Raw genomic sequence first — 24,559 nt, forward strand, 5'->3', positions numbered from 1 at the left:
TTCCGCGGCTTTTGCGTTGGTGGGATATGGACCAGCCCGTCGGTGGCCCAGCTAGCCGAGGGCGGCGTCGAGGGTGACGAAGCCGTAGCCTGCCGCCCGGAGCTGGGAGATCACCTGCGGGAGGGCCGCGGCGTCGAGCGTTGAACCGTCGTCGGGGTTCGAGCCGAGGTGCATCAGGACAATCTCCCCGGGCTGTGCGGAAGCCATGATGCGCTGGACGACAAAGCCCGGGCCGCGCGTTCCGTTCATGGTTCCTTGCCAACCCAAGGTGTCGACGGTCCACCGGATCGCCGCGTACCCGGCGGCGTTGGCGTCTGCAATCGTGCGGGAATCGCGGGCGCCGAACGGGAAGCGGAAGAACGGGAGCGGGTCGCCTCCAGCGGCCTCGATGGTCCTCTGCGCGCTGCTGATCTCGGCCGTGATCTGGGCGTCCGTCAGGGCGGTAAAGTCCGGGTGGGTCATGGAGTGATTGCCGATCCGATGCCCCGCGTTGTAGATCAGCGCCGGGTCGGAGGGGAACTGGTTGACCCAGTCTCCGGTGAGGAAAAACGTGCCCGGGACGCCGTTGGCTGCGAGGGTGGCGAGGATCGATCGGAGGCCGGCGTCGTTGGCGCCGGCGTCGAACGTGAGCGCGACAACCTTCTGCGCAGTCGGAATGCGCTCAAGATCCACGCCCAGGAGCGCCGGCGGGACGCTGGTGTAGATGACCTCGATCCTGCCGCTGGCCGCGTGCCACAGGATCGAACCGTGCTGGAAGTCATTGCGGCGGCCGCCCGTGATGCCGTACTCGCCGCTGGTTGGGTAGCCGAGCCGGCTGCGCTCCCAGCCGAGGGCCGCCCACTGGGCCCGGATTGCGCCGTACACCTCGTGGGCTCCGGTGGCGGGCGACCAGTAGATCGACGAGCCGGCATTCGAGCCGCTGAAGTGGTTGTACCGGCCGACCCCGTCGGGGGTGCCTGTCTCGTCCGTCAGCGGGAATCCGAGCACGCCTGCCGGGCCGCCGAGCTCCAGATAGCGTCCGCGGATTGCCCCGTGCACCTCATGGGCTCCGGTGGCGGGGCTCCAGTAGATGGATCCTGCGGCGAAGTCGTTGTATCGGCCGGGGGCGCCCGGGGTGGCGGTCTCGTCGGTGAGTGGGAAGCCCAGGAGGCCTGCGGGTCCGCCGAAGGCGAGATAGCGTCCGCGGATTGCCCCGTGCACCTCGTGGGCTCCGGTGGCGGGGCTCCAGTAGATGGATCCTGCGGCGAAGTCGTTGTATCGGCCGGGGGCGCCGGGGGTGGCGGTCTCGTCGGTGAGTGGGAAGCCCAGGAGGCCTGCGGGTCCGCCGAAGGCGAGATAGCGTCCGCGGATTGCCCCGTGCACTTCGTGGGCTCCGGTGGCGGGGCTCCAGTAGATGGATCCTGCGGCGAAGTCGTTGTGTCGGCCGGGGGCGCCCGGGGTGGCGGTCTCGTCGGTGAGTGGGAAGCCCAGGAGGCCTGCGGGTCCGCCGAAGGCGAGATAGCGTCCGCGGATTGCCCCGTGCACTTCGTGGGCTCCGGTGGCGGGGCTCCAGTAGATGGATCCTGCGGCGAAGTCGTTGTATCGGCCGGCGGCGCCCGGGGTGGCGGTCTCGTCGGTGAGTGGGAAGCCCAGGAGGCCTGCGGGTCCGCCGAAGGCGAGATAGCGTCCGCGGATTGCCCCATGGACCTCGTGGGCTCCGGTGCCGGGGCTCCAGTAGATGGTGCCGGCCGTGTAATCCTGCGCGCGGCCCCCAGCGATGTCGTACGCGCTCCCGACTGGCGTGCCGAGGAACGATGCGCTGCCGCCGAGCTGCTCGTAATGCTGGACAATCGCGTCGTCACCGGCCTGCTGGACCGCCATCGACGCCGGACCGCTCCGCTGCACCGCCACCGCTGGTACGGCGGCCGCGGCGGGCACCAGGGCCGTGCCCCCGAGACCACCGCCGAGGGCGAGGGCCAAGGCCATTCCGATGACTGTGGGGCGGGACCTGCGCATTGTGACCCCTTCGTGGTGACCGAGACATGCGAGCCTTGGTCAAGACGCTACGCCCCAGGGGTGTTCCGGGGCAGGGCCAGAGGTCCCGAACCGCAATCCGGTCACCCGCGACACCGTCCGCAGCCGCGGGATGCCTTGGGTGCCGGATCTTCCTACTTCAGGAACTTCGAAGTCCTGCGGTCGGCCAGGATCTTGCCTTTGGTCTGGCAGGTGGGGCAGTACTGAAGGGCAGTGTCCGCGAATGAGACTTCCCGTACCGTGTCGCCGCAGACGGGGCAGGGCTGTCCGGTCCGGGCGTGAACCCGCATGTGGCTGCGTTTGACGTCCTTGAGGTCCTTGGGCGGCTTGCCGGCTGCTTCGGCCAGCGCCTCGCCCAGCACGCTGTGGATGGCGTCGTACAGCACCTGCACCGTCTCCCGGTCCAGGGATTTGGCGATGGCGAACGGAGAGACCCGGGCGGCATGGAGGATCTCGTCGCTGTAAGCGTTGCCGATGCCGGCGATCACGCTTTGGCTGCGCAGCAGTCCCTTGACCTGCTGCGAACTGCCGGCCAGGATCGCAGCCAGCATGTCGGCGTCGAACGCCTCGGTAAACGGATCCGGGCCCAACGTGGCGATGCCCGGCACGTCCTGCGGATCCCGCACGACGTAGACGGCCAGGCTTTTCTTGGTGCCCGCTTCCGTCAGGTCCAGCCCGCGCGGCCCGTCGGGACCGGAGAAAGCAGCCCGCACTGCGATGAGGCCCTTGCCCATCCTGAGCTGGCTGTCGGCGGGGGAGTCCGTGAAGCGCACCCAGCCCGCGCGCGCCAAATGGAACACCAGGGAAATGCCGTCCGTGTCAATGCTGATGAACTTTCCGAACCGGCGGACACCGGACACGGTGCGGCCCTCGATGGCGTTGAACGGCGGATCGGCCGTCTTGAGCACGGCAAACGAGACAATCTGGAGTTTCGCTACAACGCAGCCCCGCAGCTGTTCATCAAGGAACGCGGCCAGACCGGCGACTTCAGGCAGTTCCGGCATGGCCTACCTTTCCTGTCCCCGGCATGCTGAACCGGTGCTTGCACTCATGGGTCCCATCTTGTCAGAAACGCCCGCGCCGGCCCCGGCAGTTATGCCTATACTTTCAGCGGCGGCCCGTTTTACGGGCCCCTTTTTGACATTGGCGCGTACCCCGATGAAAGGCCACCCATGAGCAACATTCCCGAAGACCTGTCCTACACCGCCGAACACGAGTGGGTCACGGCCCCGAATGCCGACGGCGTGGTCCGCGTGGGAATCACCGACTTTGCCCAGGACGCCCTTGGAGATGTCGTCTACGCCCAGATGCCCGAAGTCGGCACGAAGATTACGGCGAACGAAGTGGTGGGCGAGGTCGAGTCGACCAAGAGCGTGAGCGACATCTACGCACCCGTTTCCGGCGAAGTGGTGGCCCGGAACGACTCCCTGGACAGCGATTCGGCCCTGATCAACACCGATCCCTACGGTGACGGCTGGCTCATCGAGGTCAAACTCGCCGAACCGGATGCAGTTGAGTCCCTGCTCAGTGCATCCGAGTACGAACAACAGGTAGGCTAAAGCTAACCGGTAATTCCGGTCCGGCCCCGCGCCGCAGGCAAAGCGTCTTCGCACGTCAGCCCCCGGATCGGGAGCCGGCGCCGGACCTGCTGGCAGGGCCGGAGAGCAAACGTTGGCTGCAGGTTTGCGCCTGCAGCGTCACAGAGGAGGAATCCATGGCTGGCCACAGACACAACCCTGCCGATGGGGATTACGGCACGGGTGCGGCTAAGGCGTCGGAGACCACCTCGATCCATCTGACCCCCATCACCGATGAACCCACCATCGCGCCCAGGCTGTCCTCGGAAGAGCGCAACTCGGTGGAAGCCCTGCCCGCCGGTTCCGCGCTCCTCGTGGCCCACAGCGGGCCGAATGCCGGCGCCCGGTTCCTGCTGGATTCGGACGTGACCACCGCGGGGCGCCACCCGGACGCGGACATCTTCCTGGACGATGTCACGGTTTCGCGCCGCCATGTCGAATTCCGGCGCACGGCACGCAGCTTCGAAGTCGTGGACATGAACAGCCTCAACGGCACCTACGTCAACCACGACCGCGTGGACCGCGTGGAGCTGAGGTCCGGCAGCGAAGTCCAGATCGGCAAATTCCGCCTCACCTTCTACCTGAGCCCTGCCACGGCTGCAGGCCGCAGCTGACCCGGGGACCGCTGCCTGTGGCAATGGCACAACCGGAACGCCGGGGCCCCCAGGTCCTGAACATTGGCGAAGTTCTCGCCCAGCTGAGCGCCGACTTCCCTGGCATGACCGCGTCGAAGATCCGGTTCCTTGAGGAAAAGGGACTGATCAACCCACGCCGCACCCCTGCCGGCTACCGCCAGTATTCCGACGGTGACGTGGAGCGGCTGCGCTTTGTACTGGCCCTGCAGCGGGACCAGTACCTGCCCCTGAAAGTCATCAAGGACTACCTTGACGCCATTGACAGGGGGGAACGGCCGGAGAACCTGCCTCCCGGCGTCGTGGTTTCCCCGCGCATAGTCTCCGACGAGCTGGCCGCCGAACTTCAGAACCGCGGCCGGAAACTGAGCGAGGAACAGCTCCGCACCGAATCCGGCGCCAGCGTGCCCCTGCTGCAGTCGCTCCTGAGCTTCGGGCTCATCAGCCACAGCAACGGCCAGTTCGACGAACATGCCCTCCAGGTGGCCCGCGCGTGCGTCCAGCTGGAAAGCCACGGGCTGGAACCAAGGCACCTGCGGCCTTTCCAGGCCGCGGCCGAACGGGAATTCGGCCTGGTGGAACGCGCTGTGGCGCCGCTTGCCTCGCGCAAGGACTCTGCATCACAGGCGCGCGCGGCAGAGGCGGCCCGCGAGATCAGCGATCTTTGCCTCACCCTGCACCGGGCCCTGGTGCAGGACCACATCTCACGCATGGACATCTGATGATTGAAGTCGAGATTGTAGGCGTTCGCATCGAACTGCCTTCAAACCAGCCGCTGGTCCTGCTCAAGGAGATGCACGGCGAACGCCACGTCCCCATTTGGATCGGCACCCCGGAAGCCAGCGCCATCGCCCTTGCCCAGCAGGGTGTGGTCCCGCCCCGGCCCATGACCCATGATCTCCTGGTGGACGTCGTGGAGTCCCTGGGCCACTCAGTGGTCAGTGTCAACATCGTCGCGGTGGAGGACAACATCTTCTACGGGCAGCTGCAGTTCGAAAATGGGACCACGGTGAGCTCGCGGGCGTCTGATGCCCTTGCGGTGGCGCTCCGCGCCAAGTGCCGGATCTGGTGCGCCGACTCCGTGATGGATGAGGCCGGCGTCCGCATCACTGAGCACGACGAAGGCGAGGATACAGAGCCCGGCCCCACCGTGGATGAGGAGCGCGAACTGCGCCGCTTCCGTGAGTTCCTTGACGATGTGGAACCTGAGGATTTCGACGGCTAAGGTCACGTTAAGGTTAAAGTTAAGCCTGAAAGTTTCGACACGCCTCTTCCAACCCCCGAAGGTCTTTGACCTGGGGACCTGCCGGGCCTAACGTCGAAGTATCAAGTTCCCTTGCTTACGGCAGCCGCGCAAGTCACACTGGAAAGTGCGCCCCGCGGAATAATTACACGCATGGTCTTCATGCCAAGGCTTGCCGTTACAAGTTCCCGGGAGCGTACGACAAGGAGGATCCAGGTGAGTCCCAAAGGCGAAGCAGGCGGGCTGAAACAGCCCACGGCTGGTGTTGCTGTGCCCGTGAGCGGTGCCCAGGGCCTCCTGTTCACCGAGGACCTTCCCGTACTGGACGAGGACGCCGGCTACCGCGGTCCTACGGCCTGCAAGGCAGCAGGCATTACTTACCGCCAGCTCGATTACTGGGCCCGGACGGGCCTGGTTGAGCCGGCCGTCCGCGGCGCGGCAGGATCCGGCTCCCAGCGGTTGTACGGATTCAGGGACATCCTGGTGCTCAAGGTGGTCAAGCGGCTCCTCGACACCGGCGTTTCCCTTCAGCAGATCCGCACCGCCGTTGAACACCTCCGGGAACGCGGCGTCGAGGACCTGGCCCAGATCACGCTCATGAGCGACGGCGCCAGTGTCTACGAGTGCACGTCCGCGGACGAAGTCATTGATTTGGTGCAGGGCGGCCAAGGCGTTTTCGGCATTGCCGTGGGACGCGTCTGGCGCGAGGTGGAAGGCAGCCTCGCGTCCCTGCCCAGCGAGCATGCCGCCGAGCAGTCCTTTCCGGACGATGAACTGAGCAAACGGCGCGCTGCCCGGAAGATCAGCTGACCGGTTCTTACACGTAAACAATCAGGGCGGCCCTCCAGTTGGAGGGCCGCCCTGATTGTTTAAGACGTGAGGTCCTAGCGGGCGCGGCTGCGCAGGCCCTTGCCGGACGCCATCAGGGTGGACAGCAGTTCGTCGAACAACCCGGCCGCGGACTTGGCTGAATCCCCGGGCCAGTGGTGGACGGGGTGCGCCGCGCCCTGGATCTGCTGCCAGTTGGCCTGTTCGGGAATCCGCGGGCTCAGGAGGAGTTCGCCGAACATGGACTCCATCTCCGCCAGGCGGTAGGTGTGCTCGGAAGAGCCGCTGCGGACGCGGTTGGCCACGATGCCCGCCGGTGACAGATTGGGCGCAAACTCCTGCTTGAACAGCTGGATGGCCCGCATGGTGCGTTCCGTGCCGGCAACCGAGAACAGGCCAGGTTCGGCAACCAGGGCGACCTTGTCGCTGGCGGCCCACGCCATGCGCGTCAGGCCGTTGAGTGACGGCGGGCAATCGATGAGGACAAGCTGGTACTCTTCCGTGCCGGCGAGCACGGCGGAAAGCCTGCGGAGGTCCCGGCGGCCAAGGTCCGGCCGGTCGTAGATTCCGGTGTAGGCAGAGCCGACGGCGACATCCAGGACAGCGGGCCCGGCGCCGTTGGAGGGGGTGCGGTCAGCCCAGCTGCTGCGCACCACGTTCCCGGCCAGTTTCGCCCTTCGTGGGCTCTTCAGCATCCGGCCGATATCCAACTGGTCGCCCGGCTGTACGCCGAGGGCCGTGGTGGCGTCGGCGTGCGGATCCAGGTCCACCACCAGCGTGCGGACTCCGGCGGCAAGCGCCGCAGACGCCAATCCTGTGGTGACGGAAGTCTTGCCGACTCCACCCTTGAGGCTGCTGATGCTGACTACTTGCACTTGAGAGACCAAAACCTAACGCCGGATGCCGTGTTGGGGGTAATGTTTGCCTCGGCAGAGCCGAAGCCGGACGGTCCTGCCGCCCTACTCATCATATGTTGATGCGTCGGCGAATCCTGCTTTACCGGGCGTCGGCATGGCACCGACTGTGCTGCCGGGGCGGTTTCCGCCAGCCAGGCTGAAAGCGATCGGGACATGACGGGAAAATCTGTGACTGTTGCCACAAAGATTTGTGTTTGTCCTTGTAGGTCCTAGACACTGTGACCACTCATCGATCCACCCCGCAATGATGCAGGAGAAGCATGTTTTCCAAAATTCTGGTGGCCAACCGCGGTGAAATCGCGATCAGGGCCTTCCGCGCCGGCTACGAGCTGGGCGCCAAGACCGTTGCCGTTTTTCCCCAAGAGGACCGAAACTCGATCCACCGCCAGAAAGCGGACGAGGCGTACCTGATTGGCGAGGAAGGCCACCCCGTCCGGGCATACCTCGACGTCGCAGAAGTGGTACGGGTGGCCAAGGAGTCCGGCGCGGACGCCATCTACCCGGGCTACGGCTTCCTGTCGGAAAACCCGGACCTGGCGCGTGCGGCCAAGGAAGCCGGCATCACCTTCGTGGGTCCGCCCGCCGAGGTGCTGGAGCTTGCGGGCAACAAGGTTGCCGCACTGAAGGCGGCCCGCGAGGCGGGTGTGCCGGTCCTGAAGTCCAGCGAGCCGTCCAAGGACCTGGACGAGCTCCTGGCCGCGGCCGATGAGATCGGATTCCCCATCTTCGCCAAGGCTGTGGCAGGCGGCGGCGGCCGCGGCATGCGCCGCGTGGATACCCGCGAGGCCCTGCCCGAGGCATTGAAATCGGCCATGCGCGAAGCGGACGCGGCTTTCGGTGACCCCACCATGTTCCTGGAGCAGGCTGTCCTGCGCCCGCGGCACATCGAGGTGCAGATCCTCGCGGACGCCGAAGGCAACGTCATGCACCTTTTCGAGCGCGACTGTTCCATCCAGCGGCGGCACCAGAAGGTCATCGAGATCGCTCCGGCCCCCAACCTGGATGAAGGCATCCGCCAGGCCCTCTACCGCGATGCGGTGAAGTTCGCCAAGGCCTTGAACTACGTCAACGCCGGTACCGTCGAGTTCCTGGTGGACACAGAAGGCGAGCGGGCAGGCCAGCACGTCTTCATCGAAATGAACCCGCGCATCCAGGTGGAGCACACGGTCACCGAGGAAGTCACGGACGTGGACCTGGTCCAGGCCCAGATGCGGATCGCCTCCGGCGAGACCCTCGCCGACCTTGGCCTGTCACAGGACTCCGTCAAGCTGCGCGGCGCAGCACTGCAGAGCCGCATCACCACGGAAGATCCCGCAAACGGTTTCCGGCCCGACGTCGGAAAGATCACCGGTTACCGTTCGGCCGGCGGTGCCGGCGTGCGGCTGGACGGCGGTACGGTCTACTCCGGCGCCGAAATCAGCCCCCACTTTGATTCCATGCTGGTCAAGCTCACCTGCCGCGGCCGGGACTACCCGGCAGCAGTGGCCCGGGCCCGCCGTGCCCTGGCCGAATTCCGCATCCGCGGTGTCTCCACGAACATCCCCTTCCTCCAGGCAGTGCTGGACGATCCCGACTTCATCGCCGGGGATGTGGCCACGAACTTCATTGACCAGCGCCCGGAATTGCTCAAGGCCCGCGTTTCGGCAGACCGCGGCACGAAGCTCCTCACCTGGCTGGCCGACGTCACCGTCAACAAGCCCAACGGTGAATTGACCGTGCACTCCAATCCCGCCCGGAAGCTGCCTGACGTAAAAGGCATAACGGCAGCACCGGGTTCGCGCCAGAAACTCCTCGAGCTGGGGCCGGAAGGCTTCGCGAAGGCGCTGCGGGAGCAGAACGCCGTGGCCGTCACGGACACCACCTTCCGCGATGCGCACCAGTCCCTGCTGGCCACCCGCGTCCGCACCCGGGACCTCGTTGCCGCCGGTCCGGCCGTCACGGCGCTCCTTCCACAGCTGCTGTCCGTGGAAGCCTGGGGTGGAGCAACCTATGACGTCGCGCTGCGCTTCCTGGGGGAGGACCCCTGGGACCGGCTCGCTGCCCTGCGCGCCGCCATGCCGAACGTCTGCATCCAAATGCTGCTGCGCGGCCGGAACACCGTTGGCTACACACCGTACCCGGAGGAGGTCACCGAGGCGTTCGTCAACGAGGCGGCCGCCACCGGCATTGACATTTTCCGCATTTTCGACGCCCTGAACGACGTCAGCCAGATGGCACCGGCCATCCGTGCCGTGCGCGCCACCGGCACCGCCGTCGCCGAGGTGGCCCTCTGCTACACGGGCGACATGCTGGACCCGGAGGAGAAACTCTACACGCTGGACTATTACCTCCAGCTGGCCCAGAAGATCGTCGACGCCGGAGCCCACATCCTGGCGATCAAGGATATGGCCGGCCTGCTCCGTCCCGCAGCTGCCGCCAGGCTCGTGGCTGCCCTCCGCGAACGGTTCGACCTGCCGGTCCACCTGCACACGCACGACACCGCCGGTGGCCAGCTGGCCACGCTGCTGGCCGCCGTCGACGCGGGTGTGGATGCCGTGGACGTTGCTTCCGCATCCCTGGCCGGCACCACCAGCCAGCCCTCGGCGTCGGCCCTTGTCGCCGCCCTTGCCCACACTCCACGGGACACCGGCATCAGCCTGGACGCCGTCAGCTCGCTCGAGCCGTACTGGGAGGCCGTCCGCCGCGTGTACGCACCGTTCGAGTCGGGCCTGCCCGGCCCCACCGGCCGCGTGTACAAGCACGAGATCCCGGGCGGCCAGCTGTCCAACCTGCGCCAGCAGGCCATGGCGCTGGGGCTGGGGGAGCGGTTCGAAGCCATCGAGGACATGTACACCGCCGCGGACCGCATCCTGGGGCACCTGGTCAAGGTGACGCCGTCGTCTAAGGTAGTGGGCGACCTCGCCCTGCACCTGGTGGGCCTGAACGCCGATCCCGCTGACTTTGAGGCGAATCCGCAGAACTACGACATTCCGGACTCCGTGATCGGCTTCCTGTCCGGCGAGCTCGGTGATCCTCCCGGAGGCTGGCCGGAGCCCTTCCGCACCAAGGCCCTCCAGGGCCGCAGCGTGAAGGTCCGCGACGTGGAACTCAGCGCCGAGGACAGCGCCGCACTGAAGTCCGATTCCAAGACCCGCCAGCGCACGCTGAACCGGCTGCTCTTCGACGGTCCCACCAAGGACTACCTGAAGAGCGTGGAGACTTACGGCAACATCTCCGTGCTGGATACCCGCGACTACCTTTACGGGCTGCAGCGCGGCACCGAGCACGAGATCCAGCTGGAGCGCGGTGTCCGGCTGATTGCTTCCCTGGAGGCGGTCTCGGAGCCGGACGAGAAGGGCATGCGCACCGTCATGTGCACCCTCAACGGCCAGTCCCGCCCGGTCATGGTGCGCGACCGGTCGGTGGTCAGCAACGTCAAGGCCGCCGAGAAGGCCGATCCCGCCCAGCCCGGGCAGGTGGCCGCACCGTTCGCCGGTGCCGTTACCGTCACGGTCAAGCCCGGCGATTCCGTCAACGCGGGTGACACGGTGGCAACCATCGAGGCCATGAAGATGGAGGCGTCCATCACGACGCCGGTGGGCGGCAAGGTTTCCCGCCTGGCCATCTCAGCGGTGGAGCAGGTCCAGGGCGGGGACCTGCTGCTGGTCATCGAACAGTAGGGTAAGGCTGCACAACAAAGGAAGGGTCCTTCACAAGGTGAAGGACCCTTCCTTTGTTGTGGGACGTCAGGAACGCGGCGCGGAGTACATCTCCTCGATGACGGTTTCGAAGTCCTTCATCACCTGCGCCCGCTTCACCTTCATGGAGGGGGTCAGGTGCCCGGAGGCTTCGGTGAAGTCTGCCGGGACGATGCGGAAGGACTTGATGGCCTCGGCCTGGGAAACTGAGGTGTTTGCCGCGGTAATCAGGTCCTGCACTGCTGCCTTCACTACCGGGTTGCCCGCCGCCTGCTCAAGGGTAGTGTCCGCCGGAAGGCCGTGGCGCTGGAGCCACCCTGGCAGCGCTTCCTGGTCGAGGGTCACCAGGGCCCCGATGAACGGCCTGTTGTCACCCACCACCAGGACCTGCGACACTAGGGCGTCGGCACGGATCTGGTCTTCGAGCAACGCGGGGATGACGTTCTTGCCGCCCGCGGTGACGATGATCTCCTTCTTGCGGCCGGTGATCCAGACGAAGCCTTCATCGTCCAGCCGGCCGATGTCACCGGTGTGGAACCAGCCATCGGTGAACGCCTCTGCTGTGAGGTCGTCCCGCCGGTAGTAGCCCCGCATCACGCAGACCCCCTTGGCCAGGATCTCGCCGTCGTCGGCAATCTTCACGGCGTTTCCCGGGAGGGGCTTGCCCACCGAACCGATCTTGATCCGGGACGGGGTGTTGACCGTGATGGGGGCGGTGGTCTCGGTGAGGCCATAGCCCTCCAGCACCTGCATCCCGATGCCCTGGAAGAAATGTCCCAGCCGCTCGCCAAGCGGGCCGCCGCCGGACACCGCGTGGGCAACGTGTCCGCCCATCGCCGCCCGCAGCTTGCCGTACACCAGTTTGTCGAACAGTGCGTGCCGCAGCTTCAGGCCCAGCCCCACGTGTCCGTCCTGGCGGGCTTTGGAAAACGCGATGGCAGTTTCGGCGGCGCGGTGGAAGATGGCGCCCTTGCCGCCGTCCTCCGCCTTGGTCAGCGCGGAGTTGTAGACCTTTTCAAAGACCCTGGGCACCGCAAGGATGAATGTCGGCTCGTAGCTTTGCAGGTCGGCCAGGAGGTTCTTGATGTCCGGAGTGTGGGCCACGGTGGTACCGGCCGCCATGGCCAGCACCGAAATGAAGCGGGCAAACACGTGGGCCAGCGGGAGGAACATGATGGTCTTGGCGTTCTCGTGGACGATTTCACCGATGATGGCCAGTGCGTTGTCGGACAGCTCCACAAAGTTGCCGTGCGTGAGTTCGCAGCCTTTGGGACGCCCTGTGGTGCCCGACGTGTAAATGATCGTGGCAATGTCGTGGAGGCCGGCTGCACTGCGTCGTGACTCCAGCTCTTCATCGCTGACGTCGCGGCCTGCCTCGCGAAGGCTGTCGAGGCCTTGGCCCTCGAGTTGCCACACATGCTGCACTGCCGTGAGTCCTTCGGCGGTGACGGCCTGCCGGATGACGTTTTCGTGATGGGCGGACTCGCCGAATGCCGCCACAGCGCCGGAATCGCCCAGGTTCCAGGCAACCTGGGAAGGGGACGAGGTTTCATAGATGGGCACCGACACAGCCCCGGCGAACCAGATGGAGAAGTCCACGAGTGCCCACTCGTAACGGGTGCGGGACATGATGCCAACGCGGTCGCCCGCCCCCACCCCACTGGCGATGAGCCCCTTGGCCAGCGCCTTCACGTCGGCGAGGAACTCGGTGGCGGACACGTCGCGCCACGAGCCTGCGGAGTCCAGGCGGGAAAACAGTGCCGGGTTGCTGGGCTTGGCTGCCTGCCGCAGCACCAGGTCGGTGATGTTGGTTTCCGGAGGGACAACAACCAGGGGCGGAACACTGAATTCGCGCACTATAGCTCCTTTGATATCTGAAGTCCCGCGCAGGGGTTTGCCTAAAGACTAGTACCCCTGCCGGAACTGTGCAGTACACAAACCTACTGGCGAGTAACTTAGCCGTCAATGGGCGCTGCATGGGGGACTGTATGTCAAGACAATCCTTCCGCCCGCCTAGAATGGTGCACTATGTACGGACCGTCGTCCGGCGATCAGGCCGGCCCCCTCAAAAGACCAGCGCCCTGGCGCCGCCGTCCCGCCACGTACCGCGCCGGACAGTTGCACGGAAGTGTGGGCGGGCACCTTCGCCTTGGCCGCAAGGGGCTGGCCATCGGCATAGACATCGGGGGGACCAAGGTGGCCGCCGGGGTGGTGGACGCGGAAGGCAGGATCCTCAGTGAAGCCCGCCGGTCCACCCCGGGCACCGACCCACGGGCAGTGGAGCAGGTCATCGTGGAACTGGTGGAGGAACTCGGCCGGGGGCACCGCATCTGGTCCGTGGGCATCGGTGCTGCGGGGTGGATGGACCTGGCCGGTGGAACCGTGCTCTTCAGCCCGCACCTGGCCTGGCGCAACGAACCGCTGCGTGAGAACCTCCAGCGGCTCCTCCGCCGTCCGGTGTTGCTGACCAACGACGCCGACGCCGCGGCCTGGGCCGAATGGCGCTTTGGCGCCGGGCAGGGAGAGGACCGGCTGGTCTGCATCACGCTGGGCACCGGCATCGGGGGCGCCATGGTGATGGACGGCAGGGTGGAACGTGGCCGGTTCGGCGTGGCAGGGGAGTTCGGCCACCAGATCATCATGCCCGGAGGCCACCGCTGCGAATGCGGCAACCGCGGATGCTGGGAACAATACGCCTCCGGCAACGCCCTGGGCCGCGAAGCCAGGCTCCTCGCCCGGTCGAACTCGCCGGTGGCCCACGACCTGCTGGCAGCCGTGGGCGGACATCCCGAGGCCATCACCGGAGCCATCGTGACCGAACTGGCCCTGGCCGGCGATCCCGCCTCACGGGAGCTGATCGAGGAAGTTGGCGAATGGCTCGGCCTGGGGCTGGCCAACCTGGCGGCGGCGCTGGACCCGGGCCTCTTCGTTATCGGCGGCGGGCTCTGCTCGGCGGGCGACCTGCTGGTGGAGCCGGCCCGCAAAGCGTTCGCGCGGAACCTGACGGGCCGCGGATTCCGCCCGGCCGCAGGGATCGAGTTGGCGGCCCTGGGCCCCAACGCGGGCCTCATCGGCGCGGCCGACCTTTCGCGCGTCAGCAGCCGCGTCCGCAATTGACGACGGCGGCTGGTCCGGCGGTGGCCCAGGAGGAGCTGCGCTAGACCCTCGCGCCGTCGTCGTCGCCGTTCTTTTCTTCGGGCAGCTTCATGATCAGGTACACCGTCCCCAGCACGAACACGGCAACAATGCCGACGATGGCCAGCAGGGGCGCCGTGCGCCAGAACATTGCCGACAGCAGCAGCGCCACCGGTCCACCTACGGCGCCGAGCCAGGCCAGCATGGTCAGGGGATCGGTGCCGGCCAGGCTGGGCGGTTCCTCCGGCACGAACTCCTCGCCGTCGTCGTCCACCTCATAGTCCCGCGGTCCCTCCGGGGACCCGCTTGCCGTAGGACCGTCCGGCCCACCTGGCGCCTGGCGCTGCGCCGCAGACGGTTCGGCCGGCGGCCTCCCGGCCAGGCCCAAGGGATCGAAGTCGCGGAAGGAGGACGGGCCAGGCGTTTCGGGCGCGGTAGGTCCACTTCCGGTGGGCGCAGTTTCATTGTGCCCGGTTCCATGGGGCACAGTTCCATTGGGCACAATCCCGGTGGGCGGTTGCTCCCCGGATACAGGGGTGTCGGGCCGAATGGCCACGGTGTCCGATTCGAGCCGCGCCACCAAGTCAAGCCATACGGCGTCGTCCTGGTTGGCACCCTGGTCCGGCTGCTCCGAATCAGGCCTGTTCACTGCGGACCTCCTGTCCCGGTCCGGCCGGGCTGGCGGGCCCGGATGCCAGCACCCGGCGGATAAAGTCCACCGACCCCTCGAAGATGCGGTCGGCGTCGTTGTCCAGCGTGGCGACGTGGTAGCTGTTCTCCAGCCGGACCACTTCCAGGGGCGCATGTGCCAGGCCCCGCCGGAGGACATCCATGCTGGCATCGGACACCACATGGTCCACAGCGGAACGGTACACCTGGACAGGTGCCGTGACCCGTGGGAGGAGCCGGACAGTGTCCTTAAACATTTTGTTGAGCTCATGGGCCGCGGCCACAGGGGTGCGGGCATACGCGCCCTCGTCCACACCTGCCTTGAGGATGTCATTGCCGATGGACGGGGTGCTTTTCAGCACCAGTTTGAGGAGCCCGGCCAGCGACGCCCGGGGATCGTCAATCACCAGGCCGGGGTTCACCAGGAGGACTCCGGCGACCGGCCGGGTGGCCGCGATGCGCAGGGCCAGGGCCCCGCCCATGCTAAGGCCCGCCGCGAAGACCTGGTCACACTCGGCGTCCAGTTCCAGGAAGGCGTCATCCAGGGCGCCGTGCCATTGCTGCCAGCGGGTTCGGGCAAGGTCCTGCCAACTGGTCCCGTGGCCCGGCAGCAACGGCATCCGGACGGCGAAACCGGCCGCGGCGAAGGCCATGGCCCAGGCGCGCAGGCCATGGGGGCTCCCCGTGAAGCCGTGGGACAGGACGACTCCCGTGCGGGGCCCTTCGCCGCTGAAGGCACTGCTGAAGGGGCTGTGGTCCGGACCGGACGTCATGTCGTCTCCAAGGTGCTGGTGCGGCGGGCGTGGGCGGCGACGAATTCTGCCGACCGGGCGAAAATTACGGGCGCGTCAACGTCAAGAGTAGCCACATGTCCGCTGCTGGCAAGGTCCGTCACTTCCGCGAGGTGTCCGGCCAGCCCTTTGCGCAGCAGCGCCAGCGATGTTGGCGGAACAACGGCGTCAGTGCGCGACTTGAAGACCTGGACCGGGGCGTCCACCCGGGGCAGGCCGCGCACTGCCGCCCCGAACAGTTTCTTCAGCTCATGCACGGCAGCCAGCGGAGTCAGCGAATAGTCGCCGTCGTCCGTCGCGGGTGCCGTGGGTTGGTCCTCCTGAATGGGAACCGTGGTCCGCTGGAAGTATTTGAGGAGTCCTATGATCCGCACCCGCCGGTCGTAGAAGCTCAGCCCGGGGTTGACCACACTGACACCGGCCACGTGGTGGCGGGACGCCGCAAGCAGTGCAATGGCACCGCCCATGGACAGACCCGCGGCGAAGCAGGCATCGGTGCGCCCCGAGAGATCCAGGAGGGCCGTTTCGTAGCTGCGGTACCAGTCTTTCCAGCTTGTCCGCGCAAGCTGGCGCCAGTCCGTGCCGTGCCCCGGCAGCAGGGGGACGGATACGGCGTACCCCAGCTCCGCCAGGTGCTGCGCCCACGGCATGATGCTCAGCGGACTGCCCGTGAAGCCGTGGCATATGGCTACCCCGATGCGGGCATTGGCCCCGTGGCCTGGATAACTGAAAGCGGCCGGCCGGGTCGGGATGCTGCTTTCAGTCATGACTCCATCGTGTCACTGTTCCCGCCAAATCTCACTAGAGTAGGGTTGCATTGACTCGCTGGCCAGGCCCGACGCAGGGCCCGGGGGCTGCCTTCCGGAGAGGTTCACCACGTGTTCTATTGGGTTATGAAAAGGATCTTCCTCGGTCCGGTGATCAAGCTGCTGTTCCGGCCTTGGGTCAAGGGCCTGGACAATATTCCCGCGCAGGGGGCCGCCATCATCGCCTCCAACCACCTTTCATTCTCCGATTCCATCTTCATGCCACTCATGGTGCGGCGGCCCGTGGTCTTCCTGGCCAAGTCCGAGTACTTCACGGGCACCGGAATCAAGGGCAGGCTGACTGCCGCGTTCTTCCGCCTCACCAACCAGTTGCCCATGGACCGGTCCGGAGGCGCTGCCTCTGCCGCATCCCTGAATGCCGGGATGGAAGTACTTAACGCAGGCGGCCTGCTGGGCATTTACCCCGAGGGCACGCGCAGCCCCGACGGGCGGTTGTACCGCGGCAAGGTGGGCGTGGCCAGGCTTGCCCTGCAGGCCGGCGTCCCAGTGATTCCGGTTGCCATGATCGGCACTGACAAGGTCCAGCCCATCGGCAAACGGCTGCCCAACATCCGCCGGATCGGGATGATCTTCGGCGAACCGCTGGACTTCAGCCAGTACCGTGAGCAGGCAGAGGACAGGACGGTCCAGCGCAAGGTCACGGATGAGATCATGTCCCAGCTGATGAGGCTTTCCGGGCAGGAGTACGTGGACGAGTACGCCGCCGTGGTGAAGCTTCGGCTCGCCGGCAAGCCCGGAGAACCCGTGGCTGCAGCCGAACCGCTTGCCGCTCCGGTGGCCGCCGACAATGGTTTTGTCCCGGAGCCAGGCGCCGGAGGACCGTCCGTACCGCAGCCCGGTGCCCGCGACGACGCCGGGGACGACGCCGGAACATCGGCGACGGGGTAGCCGGACCTTCCACGGGGCGCGCCGCAGTTGTGACGGCGGCGGCGGTCAGCGTGACGGCCCGGTGCCCGGTGGTGCCGCCCTGCCGTTAGTCTTAGAGGGTGACTGAGCTATCTGCAAAACCCGCCTTTTCGCTGTCCAGCACCGCCCAGAGCGGAGCGGCAAACTATCCCGGACTGGACCACTGGCGGGACCTTCCCATTTCCCAGCAGCCCAGTTGGCAGGACCGGGATGTATTTGAGGCTTCGGTGAAAGAACTCTCCGTCCTGCCGCCGCTGGTGTTCGCCGGCGAAGTGGACGTGCTGCGCGAGCGCCTGGCTGCTGCCGCCCAAGGCAAGGCGTTCCTGCTGCAGGGCGGTGATTGCGCCGAAACATTCGAGGCCGCCACGGCTGACAAGATCAGCGCCCGGGTCAAAACCATCCTCCAGATGGCCGTGGTGCTTACCTACGGCGCAGCAATGCCGGTTATCAAGATGGGCCGGATGGCCGGCCAGTTCGCCAAGCCCCGCTCCTCCAATGACGAAACCCGTAACGGAGTGACCCTGCCCGCCTACCGCGGCGACATCGTCAACGGCTACGACTTCACCCCCGAGTCACGCGGCCACGACGCGTCGAGGATGCTGCGTGCCTACCACACTTCCGCATCCACGCTGAACCTCATCCGGGCCTTCACCCAGGGCGGCTTCGCGGACCTGCGCTCCGTGCACCAGTGGAACAAGGGCTTCACCGAGAACCCGGCCCACGCCCGCTATGAGTCGCTGGCCCGCGACATCGACCGGGCCATCAAGTTCATGGCGTCCTGCGGCGCCGATTTCGAAGCACTTAAGCGGGTTGAGTTCTTCGCAAGCCACGAGGCCCTGCTGCTCGACTACGAACGCGCCCTCACCCGCATCGACTCCCGCACCGGCTTCCCGTACGACACGTCGGCCCACTTCCTCTGGATCGGGGAGCGCACCCGCGAGCTGGACCACGCCCACGTCGACTTCCTTTCACGGGTGCGCAACCCGATCGGCGTCAAGCTCGGGCCGTCCACCACCGGTGATGACGCCCTCCGCCTGATCGACAAGCTGGATCCGGACCGCGAACCCGGCCGGCTCACCTTCATTACCCGTATGGGCGCCGGCAACATCCGCGAAAAACTGCCGGCCGTCGTCGAAAAGGTCACCGCCTCCGGCGCACAGGTCCTGTGGGTGACGGACCCCATGCATGGCAACACCGTCACGTCGCCCAACGGTTACAAGACGCGCAATTTCGACGACGTCATTGACGAGGTGCGCGGCTTCTTCGAGGTGCACCACGGGCTTGGGACGGTACCGGGCGGCCTGCACGTCGAGATGACCGGCGATGACGTCGCGGAGTGCCTGGGTGGCGCGGACCCGATCGACCAGGAGGCCTTCCTGGACCGCTACGAGTCCGTCTGCGATCCCCGCCTGAACCACATGCAGTCCCTTGAGATGGCGTTCCTGGTGGCCGGCGCCCTCGCCAAGCACTAGGACCAGGGCAGTAAAAGGGTGGGCCGGCACTGCCGGCCCACCCTTTTTCATTGAAAGACAGGGGGCTACACCACGGTGATGGTGATGACTGAGCCCTCCGGAACTTCCCGGTTCACCGGCGACTGGTCCCTCACCGTGCCGAAGAAGCCGCCCAAAATGTTGTTCACCCGGACCTGGAAGCCGAGTGCTTCCAGCGCCTTGCGCGCTTCAGTTGCCTGCTTGCCGATGTAGCTCGGCACCGCCACCATCCTGGGGCCCTTGGAAATGGTCAGGGTAACAGTGCCACCCCGGGTCAGTGTCCCGTTGGCGGGGGACTGGCTGACGACGGCGCCCTCCGGGATGTTCCGGTCAAACACCGCCTCCGGGGCTACTTTGGCAGTGAGGCCTGCTGCCTTCAGTGCCGCCACGGCGTCGTCCCCGGATTTCCCGACCACCGAAGGGACGGCGATGGGCTGCGGGCCCTTGGAAACCACGATCGCAACGGGGGTGCCGTGGCGGGCAGGCGTGCCCGCGGCAGGGTCCTGCGACATGACGGTTCCAGCAGCCGCCTGTTCATCGAACTGTTCAGTGACAGTGCCCAGGGCCATGCCATCGGAGTTGAGGGAGGTCTTCGCCTCAGACAAGGTTCCGCCCGTGAGTTTCGGCAAGGGGAAAAGCTGGGGACCTTTTGAAACCAGCAGGGAAACCGGCTGGAACTTCCGGATCTCCGTCCCCGCGGCGGGGTCCGTGCCCACTACCACCCCGGTGGGCACCTCGTCGTCGAAGACATCGCTCGTAGTGGAGCGGAAGCCCACTCCGCCCAGCAACTGCTGGGCCTGCGCCACAGTCTTGTTGGCGACCGCCGGTACGGCGGCCGCGGCGCCCGGACCCATTCCGAAAAACCAGCCGGCGCCCGTCGCCAGGAGTGCGGCGATGATGAGGACCAGGACCCAAAGGATGCCGCGGCGGCGGGGATTTCCCTCCCGAAGCGTGCGCACCGGCGTGGCAGCGGCAAGGGCGCGGAGTTTCCCGCTTTCCTTGTCCGCCCGGCGCTGGGCCCGCTTGCCCAGCCGCGGCGGGGGAGACCACCCGCTGTCCGCATCGTCGTCGTCGGGCAATGCTAATCCGGGCCGTTGGTGATATGGCACCTGGGCGGCAGGGCCCGCCGATGCCGACGGGGCCGGTGCCTCCTGCCGGCCGGGCGGGTAGGCAGGGGCGGCGGGCCGGGCGGGAGGCATCAGCGTTGTGGGGTTGCTGCGCCGTGCCAGGACCTCGGTCTGGTGCTGGGACGCGGCCGCAGCGGCTGCAGGAGGCAGCAGGTCCAGTTCGGCATCAGTGAGGTTGGTCCGGATGTGGCGCAGTTCCTGCAGCAGGGCATTGCCGTCCACCGGCCGGTTTTCCGGATCATTGGCAGTACACCACTGCACCAGTTCGTCCACTTCCCCGGCCAGCCCCGGCACCAGGTCCGATGGCGGGCCCACGGTTCCGTTGACGTGCTGGTAGGCCACCTGGATGGGGACTTCGCCCTCGAACGGCTGCCTGCCGGTCAACATCTCATACAACATGATGCCCACGGAGTAGACGTCGCTGCGGGCGTCTGCCGGCTTGCCCAGGACCAGTTCCGGGGAGATATAGGCCACCGTTCCGAGCAGGGCCCCGGTGCTGGTTGAACTGGTAACGGCACGGGCAAGTCCAAAGTCGCCTATTTTGATCCTGCCGTCATCGGCGATCAGGACGTTCTCGGGCTTGACGTCACGGTGGATAAAGCCGGCAGCGTGTGCCGCGCCCAGGCCCTCCACCACCGGATCGATCAGTGCCAGCGCCAGCCGGGGAGGCAGGGCACCCCTTTCCCTGAGAACGTCCCTCAGCGTGTGGCCCTTGATGTACTCCATTACGAGGTAGGCCGTGTTGCCGTCATTGCCCTGGTCAAGGACACCCACCACGTGCGGATGCGACAGCCGGGCGGCCGCCTTTGCCTCCCGGCCCAGCCGGTCCAGGAAGTTCCCGTCAGCAGCGAGGTGGGGGTGCAGCACCTTCAGCGCCACCTCACGGTCCAGCCTTTGGTCTATGGCCAGGTAGACGGTGGACATTCCGCCACGGGCAAGCCTGGAGGTGACTGCATAACGGTTGTCCACCAGGGTCCCTGCAACTGGGTCTGACACGTGTTCCTGCACCATACGATCCTAATCCCGCAGCAAAACGCGTCCGACACGAAAACGGGTCCGAACCGGTAACGGTTCGGACCCGCACTCAGGAACTGGCCGGCGGCCCGCTCAGCCGAAGTTCTTCTGGTGCGCCTTGATGGCAGCGAGGTAGGCCTTGGTGTCGTCGTACATGCCGTACTTGCTCACCGAGTACTGGCCCTGGTAGTACCCGGCAATGGCGGTGTCCTGGTCCTTGCTGGTGGCCAGCAACTGCCGGATGATGGCGATGCCGGCTGTGGCATTGTCGTAGGGGTCCAACAGGTTCAGCTTCCGGCCCACCAGGTCTGAGGCCCACTGCCCGGAACTGGGAATGACCTGCATGGTGCCGATGGCGTTGGCCGGTGACACGGCGCGCTGGTTGAAACCGGATTCCTGGAAGGCGAAGGCGAGGGCCAGGGAAGGATCCACTCCCATCCGGCGTGCCGTATCGGCAACGATGTTCTTCATTTCATCCCGCGAGGGAACGGGGGAGGCGTTCAGCAGGGCCTTGTTTTCATTGGCCGAGCTGACCACGGCAGCCGGGTAGCTGAAGCCCAGGAAGGAGCTGGGCACCAGGGGCGCGGCAGCAGGCTGCGGGGCCGCAGCAGCCGGCTGCGGATCCGACTGGCCGGAGCCGTCGGGAATGGCCAGCTTGCTGCCAGGGTAGATGATGCTGGTCATGCCCAGCTTGTTCGCCGAGAGCAGGTCAGACAGCTTTACCCCGTGCCGGGATGCAATCGCCGACAGCGTGTCTCCGGCTTTGATCGTGTAGGAGCCGGTTGCCGGTGCTGAGGTGGCGGCCAGCGCAGGTGCGGCCGGGGCGGGGGCCGGGGCCGCCGCGGGAGCAGGCGTGGAATCGCCGCCACCCACCTTGATCTTCTGCCCCGGGTAGATGATGGAGCGCATGGAGAGATTGTTCCAGGTGAAGACGTCGGAAAGGGCCACGTTGTGCTTTGCTGCGATCGCACCGAGGGTGTCGCCCGGCTTCACCGTGTACGTTGCTCCACCAGCAGGTGCCGGAGCAGCCGGGGCAGCCGCAGGTGCGGGGGCCGCAGGTGCAGCCGAACCGGACAGCTTTAGTTTCTGCCCCGGGTAAATGACGGTGTTGGCCTGCAGGTTGTTCAGCTTGAGGATTTCGCCGGTATCCAAACCGAAGCGGCCGGCAATCGCGCTGACGGTGTCGCCGCGGGCAATCGTGTACTCCGCAGGTGCCGCCGGCTGTGCGGGCTGGAAGGCGGCCGGGATGGTGGTGGATACCACGGCGGCGGGAATCACCGTTCCGGCTGCCTTCGCTGCAGCCTGGGCCTTCATGGCTGCTGCGAGGCTGCTGGGGATGTTCCGTGCGGGCTGCTGTGCTGCGGCAGGTTGGGCGAGGGCCAAGGATGACAATACGACCGCTGGCAGCGCCGCTGTGGTGGCGGCAATCATCGGCAGACTCGGCTTGGGGGGCTGCTTTGGCGAGCGGGACGTCGTCATCGGAAGGAATCCTCTTCTCAACTGCGGGTGCGGACGCGGACGGGGATGCCGCTGTCAATCTTGATACTACTGTGACTCAAGTTATTAGTGTTACAAATGTTATGAGTGTGAATCTCTCATGAATTAGCGGATAGCACAAGAATTTTGGGATTCCCCGTAATGCCCTCTTTTCGGGAGTGTCCGGAGGCCAGGAGCGGAATGGAATGCTCCGACTAGGCGCGGGGGTGCGCAGCGTGGCAACCTTGATCCGTGAATAACGTAGAAAACCTGGTGGGCGAGTGGCTGCCACTGCCCGACGTCGCCCGTTTACTGGATGTCTCCATCACCAAGGTCCACAGCCTGATTGACGAACATGCCCTCGCTGCATTGCGCGTTGGGGAACGGAAGATCCGGTCGGTTCCAGCGGAATTCATCCAGGACGGCCAGGTAGTGGACAGCCTTAAGGGGACCATCGTGGTGCTGGCAGATGCCGGCTATTCGGACGAGGACCTTATTGGCTGGCTGTTCACCGCCGACGAATCCCTGCGCGGCCGCCCCATCGATGCCCTTCGGGAAGGGCGCAAGACCGAAATCAGGCGCAGGGCCCAGACTCTGGCCTGGTAGCTGCCGCTTTCAGGAGGCTCGGCTGACGGTAGCTTCAGCCAGCTTCCGAAGGGCGGTCTTGGGCAGCTCGTCCAACGGAAGCCCGTCAAGGGCATCGAATGCTGCCGCGCCGAATTCATTGATAAGGACTTCCGTGGCCTGCAGCGCGCCGGAATCCTCGATAATCCGTCGAATTTCGACGATGTCGGACTCGGACAGATCGGGCCTGCCCAGGCTGGCATCGATGAACGCGGACTCTTCCGGCGAAGCCTGGTCCAGGGCGAGGGCCACCAGAACGGTCCGCTTCCCTTCACGCAAATCATCGCCGGCCGGCTTGCCTGTGGTCAGCGGATCCCCGAACACGCCCAGGACGTCGTCGCGGAGCTGGAAGGCCTCGCCCAGCGGGAGGGCGAACGCTGAATAGCCGCGGAGCAGGTCATTGGACGCTCCGGCCAAAGCTCCGCCCAACGCCAAGGGGTGCTCGGTGGAGTACTTGGCACTCTTGAACCGGATGATCGATTGCGCCCTGCCAACGGCACCGGCGCGGTCCCGGACCGGTCCGGCCACTTCCTCCAGGATGTCCAGGTACTGTCCGGCCATGACCTCGGCGCGCATGAGGTTGAAGATAAGCCTGGCCCTGCTGCCCGACGCAGCCGGCTCGCCGATGTCGGTGAACGCCTCCTCGCTGAAGGACAGGCAAAGGTCGCCGGCAAGGATCGCTGCGGCCTGCCCAAACCGTTCGCTGTCCAGCGCCCAGCCCTGCGATGTGTGCAGCTGGCTGAAGCGGCGGTGCACGCTGGGACCGCCCCGCCGGGTGTCCGAACGGTCGATGATGTCGTCGTGGATCAGGGCGGCAGCCTGGAACAGCTCGAGGGCTGCCCCGGCCGTGACCACCTGGCCTGATCCGGCCTCGCCGCCTGCACCCCGCCATCCCCAGTAGCACATCAGGGCGCGGAGGCGTTTTCCGCCGGTCACCAAATTCGAGATGGAACCCATGATGGGCTCGATGTCCGGGGAAATGCCGGACATCACCGACTGGCGTGCGGTCAGGAAGCTGGTCAGCTCGCCGGCAACTCCTGCCACAAAATCAGCCTGTTCATTCCTCAACTGCTCCGCGGCCGTCACTTGGCTGACTCAGCTGCCACGTTGGCCCCGATGGTGAAAGTGGAAACACCGGCGGCTTCCACCACGGAGAGGTTCACGGTCTCGTTGTCACCGCGGACGAAATCCTTGGAAGCCACCGCGCCCACCTTGTCCCCGGGAACGGCCTTGAAGCCCTGGCCTTCCAAAGCCTTGGAATAAAAGTCCATCACGGAGGCAGTGGGCGCCGTGACAGTACCCACGAGGGCTGCAGTGGCGGGCGCTGAGGCCTTGTCAAAGCTGCTGGACACCACTGTTGCCCCCGGCATCAGGGGCAGGAGTTGCTGGGGGAAGCCCGCCACGACGGCGCCCACGGTTGCGGACGTGTTGGGCGACGCCGAGGGGCTGGGGGAGGCGGTCACAGTGGATTGGGTCGCGGCGACGGATGCGGACCGGGACGGCTCTGCCTGGCCGGACGGGGTCTGGCATGCCGCCAGGGTAAGTGCCCCGATGGCGGCAAGCGCGGCCAGGCCAGCTGGCTTGAAGTTTCCAATAGCCGTCACAGAGACTTT

At 66.3% G+C, this 24,559-nt stretch carries 21 protein-coding genes; 10 read left to right on the plus strand and 11 right to left on the minus strand.

Annotation, left to right across the window (positions count from 1 at the left end):
• Positions 1 to 51: 51 nt before the first annotated feature.
• Both LDO14_RS08075 and LDO14_RS08080 read right to left on the minus strand, forming a co-directional pair.
• A complete protein-coding gene (locus LDO14_RS08075; RefSeq protein ID WP_223994716.1) occupies positions 52 to 1,995 on the minus strand; it encodes a polysaccharide deacetylase family protein in 1,944 nt (647 codons plus the stop codon).
• A 152-nt stretch (positions 1,996 to 2,147) separates the two neighbouring features.
• Complete coding sequence (locus LDO14_RS08080) at positions 2,148 to 3,017, minus strand: DNA-formamidopyrimidine glycosylase family protein (RefSeq protein WP_223994725.1); 870 nt, start codon at positions 3,015 to 3,017, stop codon at positions 2,148 to 2,150.
• A gap of 168 nt (positions 3,018 to 3,185) precedes the next feature.
• On the opposite strand from LDO14_RS08080, the gene gcvH reads away from it, so the two are divergent.
• The 5 genes from gcvH (at position 3,186) to LDO14_RS08105 (ending at position 6,275) form a co-directional block, all read left to right on the plus strand.
• Entirely contained in the window at positions 3,186 to 3,572 is a 387-nt protein-coding gene (gcvH, locus tag LDO14_RS08085; protein ID WP_018763524.1) for a glycine cleavage system protein GcvH, read from the plus strand.
• Positions 3,573 to 3,727: 155 nt separating this feature from the next.
• The gene (locus tag LDO14_RS08090; protein WP_018771493.1) at positions 3,728 to 4,204 is read left to right on the plus strand and encodes an FHA domain-containing protein; all 477 of its coding nucleotides are present in this window, start codon (positions 3,728 to 3,730) and stop codon (positions 4,202 to 4,204) included.
• Positions 4,205 to 4,227: 23 nt separating this feature from the next.
• On the plus strand, positions 4,228 to 4,944 hold the full coding sequence (locus LDO14_RS08095; protein ID WP_018763526.1) for a MerR family transcriptional regulator: 717 nt from the start codon (positions 4,228 to 4,230) through the stop codon (positions 4,942 to 4,944).
• Complete coding sequence (locus tag LDO14_RS08100; RefSeq protein WP_018771495.1) at positions 4,944 to 5,447, plus strand: bifunctional nuclease family protein; 504 nt, start codon at positions 4,944 to 4,946, stop codon at positions 5,445 to 5,447. Before LDO14_RS08095 ends, LDO14_RS08100 begins: the two co-directional genes overlap by 1 nt.
• 234 nt (positions 5,448 to 5,681) lie before the next feature.
• The gene (locus LDO14_RS08105; protein ID WP_018763528.1) at positions 5,682 to 6,275 is read left to right on the plus strand and encodes a MerR family transcriptional regulator; all 594 of its coding nucleotides are present in this window, start codon (positions 5,682 to 5,684) and stop codon (positions 6,273 to 6,275) included.
• Between the two features lie 74 nt (positions 6,276 to 6,349).
• Here the strand turns inward: LDO14_RS08105 and LDO14_RS08110 are convergent, their stop codons facing one another.
• Complete coding sequence (locus LDO14_RS08110; RefSeq protein ID WP_056389727.1) at positions 6,350 to 7,168, minus strand: ParA family protein; 819 nt, start codon at positions 7,166 to 7,168, stop codon at positions 6,350 to 6,352.
• Positions 7,169 to 7,470: 302 nt separating this feature from the next.
• On the opposite strand from LDO14_RS08110, the gene LDO14_RS08115 reads away from it, so the two are divergent.
• Positions 7,471 to 10,869 (plus strand): pyruvate carboxylase, encoded by a 3,399-nt coding sequence (locus LDO14_RS08115; RefSeq protein WP_223994727.1) that lies wholly within the window; start codon positions 7,471 to 7,473, stop codon positions 10,867 to 10,869.
• Positions 10,870 to 10,935: 66 nt separating this feature from the next.
• Here LDO14_RS08115 and LDO14_RS08120 read toward each other — a convergent pair whose 3' ends face one another.
• A complete protein-coding gene (locus LDO14_RS08120) occupies positions 10,936 to 12,744 on the minus strand; it encodes an AMP-dependent synthetase/ligase (protein ID WP_134164412.1) in 1,809 nt (602 codons plus the stop codon).
• Between the two features lie 171 nt (positions 12,745 to 12,915).
• Between LDO14_RS08120 and LDO14_RS08125 the strand changes: the two genes are divergently transcribed.
• Positions 12,916 to 14,004, plus strand: a complete 1,089-nt coding sequence (locus tag LDO14_RS08125) for an ROK family glucokinase (protein ID WP_026266105.1) — start codon at positions 12,916 to 12,918, stop codon at positions 14,002 to 14,004.
• Between the two features lie 40 nt (positions 14,005 to 14,044).
• On the opposite strand, the gene LDO14_RS08130 is transcribed toward LDO14_RS08125, so the two are convergent.
• The 3 genes from LDO14_RS08130 to LDO14_RS08140 are packed head-to-tail and all read right to left on the minus strand — an operon-like array spanning position 14,045 to position 16,249.
• Complete coding sequence (locus LDO14_RS08130) at positions 14,045 to 14,671, minus strand: hypothetical protein (RefSeq protein WP_223994729.1); 627 nt, start codon at positions 14,669 to 14,671, stop codon at positions 14,045 to 14,047.
• On the minus strand, positions 14,658 to 15,464 hold the full coding sequence (locus LDO14_RS08135) for an alpha/beta fold hydrolase (RefSeq protein WP_018771501.1): 807 nt from the start codon (positions 15,462 to 15,464) through the stop codon (positions 14,658 to 14,660). Before LDO14_RS08135 ends, LDO14_RS08130 begins: the two co-directional genes overlap by 14 nt.
• Positions 15,461 to 16,249 (minus strand): alpha/beta fold hydrolase, encoded by a 789-nt coding sequence (locus LDO14_RS08140; protein WP_018771502.1) that lies wholly within the window; start codon positions 16,247 to 16,249, stop codon positions 15,461 to 15,463. Before LDO14_RS08140 ends, LDO14_RS08135 begins: the two co-directional genes overlap by 4 nt.
• 111 nt (positions 16,250 to 16,360) lie before the next feature.
• On the opposite strand from LDO14_RS08140, the gene LDO14_RS08145 reads away from it, so the two are divergent.
• Positions 16,361 to 17,197, plus strand: coding sequence for a lysophospholipid acyltransferase family protein (locus LDO14_RS08145; protein ID WP_026266106.1), 837 nt, complete (start codon positions 16,361 to 16,363; stop codon positions 17,195 to 17,197).
• A 98-nt stretch (positions 17,198 to 17,295) separates the two neighbouring features.
• Positions 17,296 to 18,687 carry a 3-deoxy-7-phosphoheptulonate synthase class II gene (locus tag LDO14_RS08150; RefSeq protein WP_018771504.1) on the plus strand — a complete coding sequence of 464 codons (1,392 nt, stop codon included), beginning with the start codon at positions 17,296 to 17,298 and terminating at the stop codon, positions 18,685 to 18,687.
• A 65-nt stretch (positions 18,688 to 18,752) separates the two neighbouring features.
• Here the strand turns inward: LDO14_RS08150 and pknB are convergent, their stop codons facing one another.
• Complete coding sequence (gene pknB / locus LDO14_RS08155; RefSeq protein ID WP_134164409.1) at positions 18,753 to 20,843, minus strand: Stk1 family PASTA domain-containing Ser/Thr kinase; 2,091 nt, start codon at positions 20,841 to 20,843, stop codon at positions 18,753 to 18,755.
• A 96-nt stretch (positions 20,844 to 20,939) separates the two neighbouring features.
• Positions 20,940 to 22,325, minus strand: coding sequence for a lytic transglycosylase domain-containing protein (locus tag LDO14_RS08160; protein WP_223994736.1), 1,386 nt, complete (start codon positions 22,323 to 22,325; stop codon positions 20,940 to 20,942).
• Positions 22,326 to 22,574: 249 nt separating this feature from the next.
• On the opposite strand from LDO14_RS08160, the gene LDO14_RS08165 reads away from it, so the two are divergent.
• Positions 22,575 to 22,928 (plus strand): Rv2175c family DNA-binding protein, encoded by a 354-nt coding sequence (locus LDO14_RS08165; protein WP_026266108.1) that lies wholly within the window; start codon positions 22,575 to 22,577, stop codon positions 22,926 to 22,928.
• Positions 22,929 to 22,937: 9 nt separating this feature from the next.
• Here the strand turns inward: LDO14_RS08165 and LDO14_RS08170 are convergent, their stop codons facing one another.
• Entirely contained in the window at positions 22,938 to 24,032 is a 1,095-nt protein-coding gene (locus LDO14_RS08170; protein WP_056389738.1) for a polyprenyl synthetase family protein, read from the minus strand.
• Entirely contained in the window at positions 24,029 to 24,550 is a 522-nt protein-coding gene (locus LDO14_RS08175; protein ID WP_018771509.1) for a hypothetical protein, read from the minus strand. Before LDO14_RS08175 ends, LDO14_RS08170 begins: the two co-directional genes overlap by 4 nt.
• Positions 24,551 to 24,559 lie beyond the last annotated feature (9 nt).

It is taken from the genome of Arthrobacter sp. NicSoilB11 (assembly GCF_019977375.1).
Lineage (GTDB): Bacteria > Actinomycetota > Actinomycetes > Actinomycetales > Micrococcaceae > Arthrobacter.

Excerpts from the sequence above, each read along its gene's own strand:
- LDO14_RS08075 (WP_223994716.1), bottom strand. The coding sequence starts at position 1,995 with ATGCGCAGGTCCCGCCCCACAGTCATCGGAATGGCCTTGGCCCTCGCC.
- LDO14_RS08080 (WP_223994725.1), bottom strand. The coding sequence starts at position 3,017 with ATGCCGGAACTGCCTGAAGTCGCCGGTCTGGCCGCGTTCCTTGATGAA.
- gcvH (WP_018763524.1), top strand. The coding sequence starts at position 3,186 with ATGAGCAACATTCCCGAAGACCTGTCCTACACCGCCGAACACGAGTGG.
- LDO14_RS08090 (WP_018771493.1), top strand. The coding sequence starts at position 3,728 with ATGGCTGGCCACAGACACAACCCTGCCGATGGGGATTACGGCACGGGT.
- LDO14_RS08095 (WP_018763526.1), top strand. The coding sequence starts at position 4,228 with ATGGCACAACCGGAACGCCGGGGCCCCCAGGTCCTGAACATTGGCGAA.
- LDO14_RS08100 (WP_018771495.1), top strand. The coding sequence starts at position 4,944 with ATGATTGAAGTCGAGATTGTAGGCGTTCGCATCGAACTGCCTTCAAAC.
- LDO14_RS08115 (WP_223994727.1), top strand. The coding sequence starts at position 7,471 with ATGTTTTCCAAAATTCTGGTGGCCAACCGCGGTGAAATCGCGATCAGG.
- LDO14_RS08125 (WP_026266105.1), top strand. The coding sequence starts at position 12,916 with ATGTACGGACCGTCGTCCGGCGATCAGGCCGGCCCCCTCAAAAGACCA.
- LDO14_RS08135 (WP_018771501.1), bottom strand. The coding sequence starts at position 15,464 with ATGACGTCCGGTCCGGACCACAGCCCCTTCAGCAGTGCCTTCAGCGGC.
- LDO14_RS08140 (WP_018771502.1), bottom strand. The coding sequence starts at position 16,249 with ATGACTGAAAGCAGCATCCCGACCCGGCCGGCCGCTTTCAGTTATCCA.
- pknB (WP_134164409.1), bottom strand. The coding sequence starts at position 20,843 with ATGGTGCAGGAACACGTGTCAGACCCAGTTGCAGGGACCCTGGTGGAC.
- LDO14_RS08160 (WP_223994736.1), bottom strand. The coding sequence starts at position 22,325 with ATGACGACGTCCCGCTCGCCAAAGCAGCCCCCCAAGCCGAGTCTGCCG.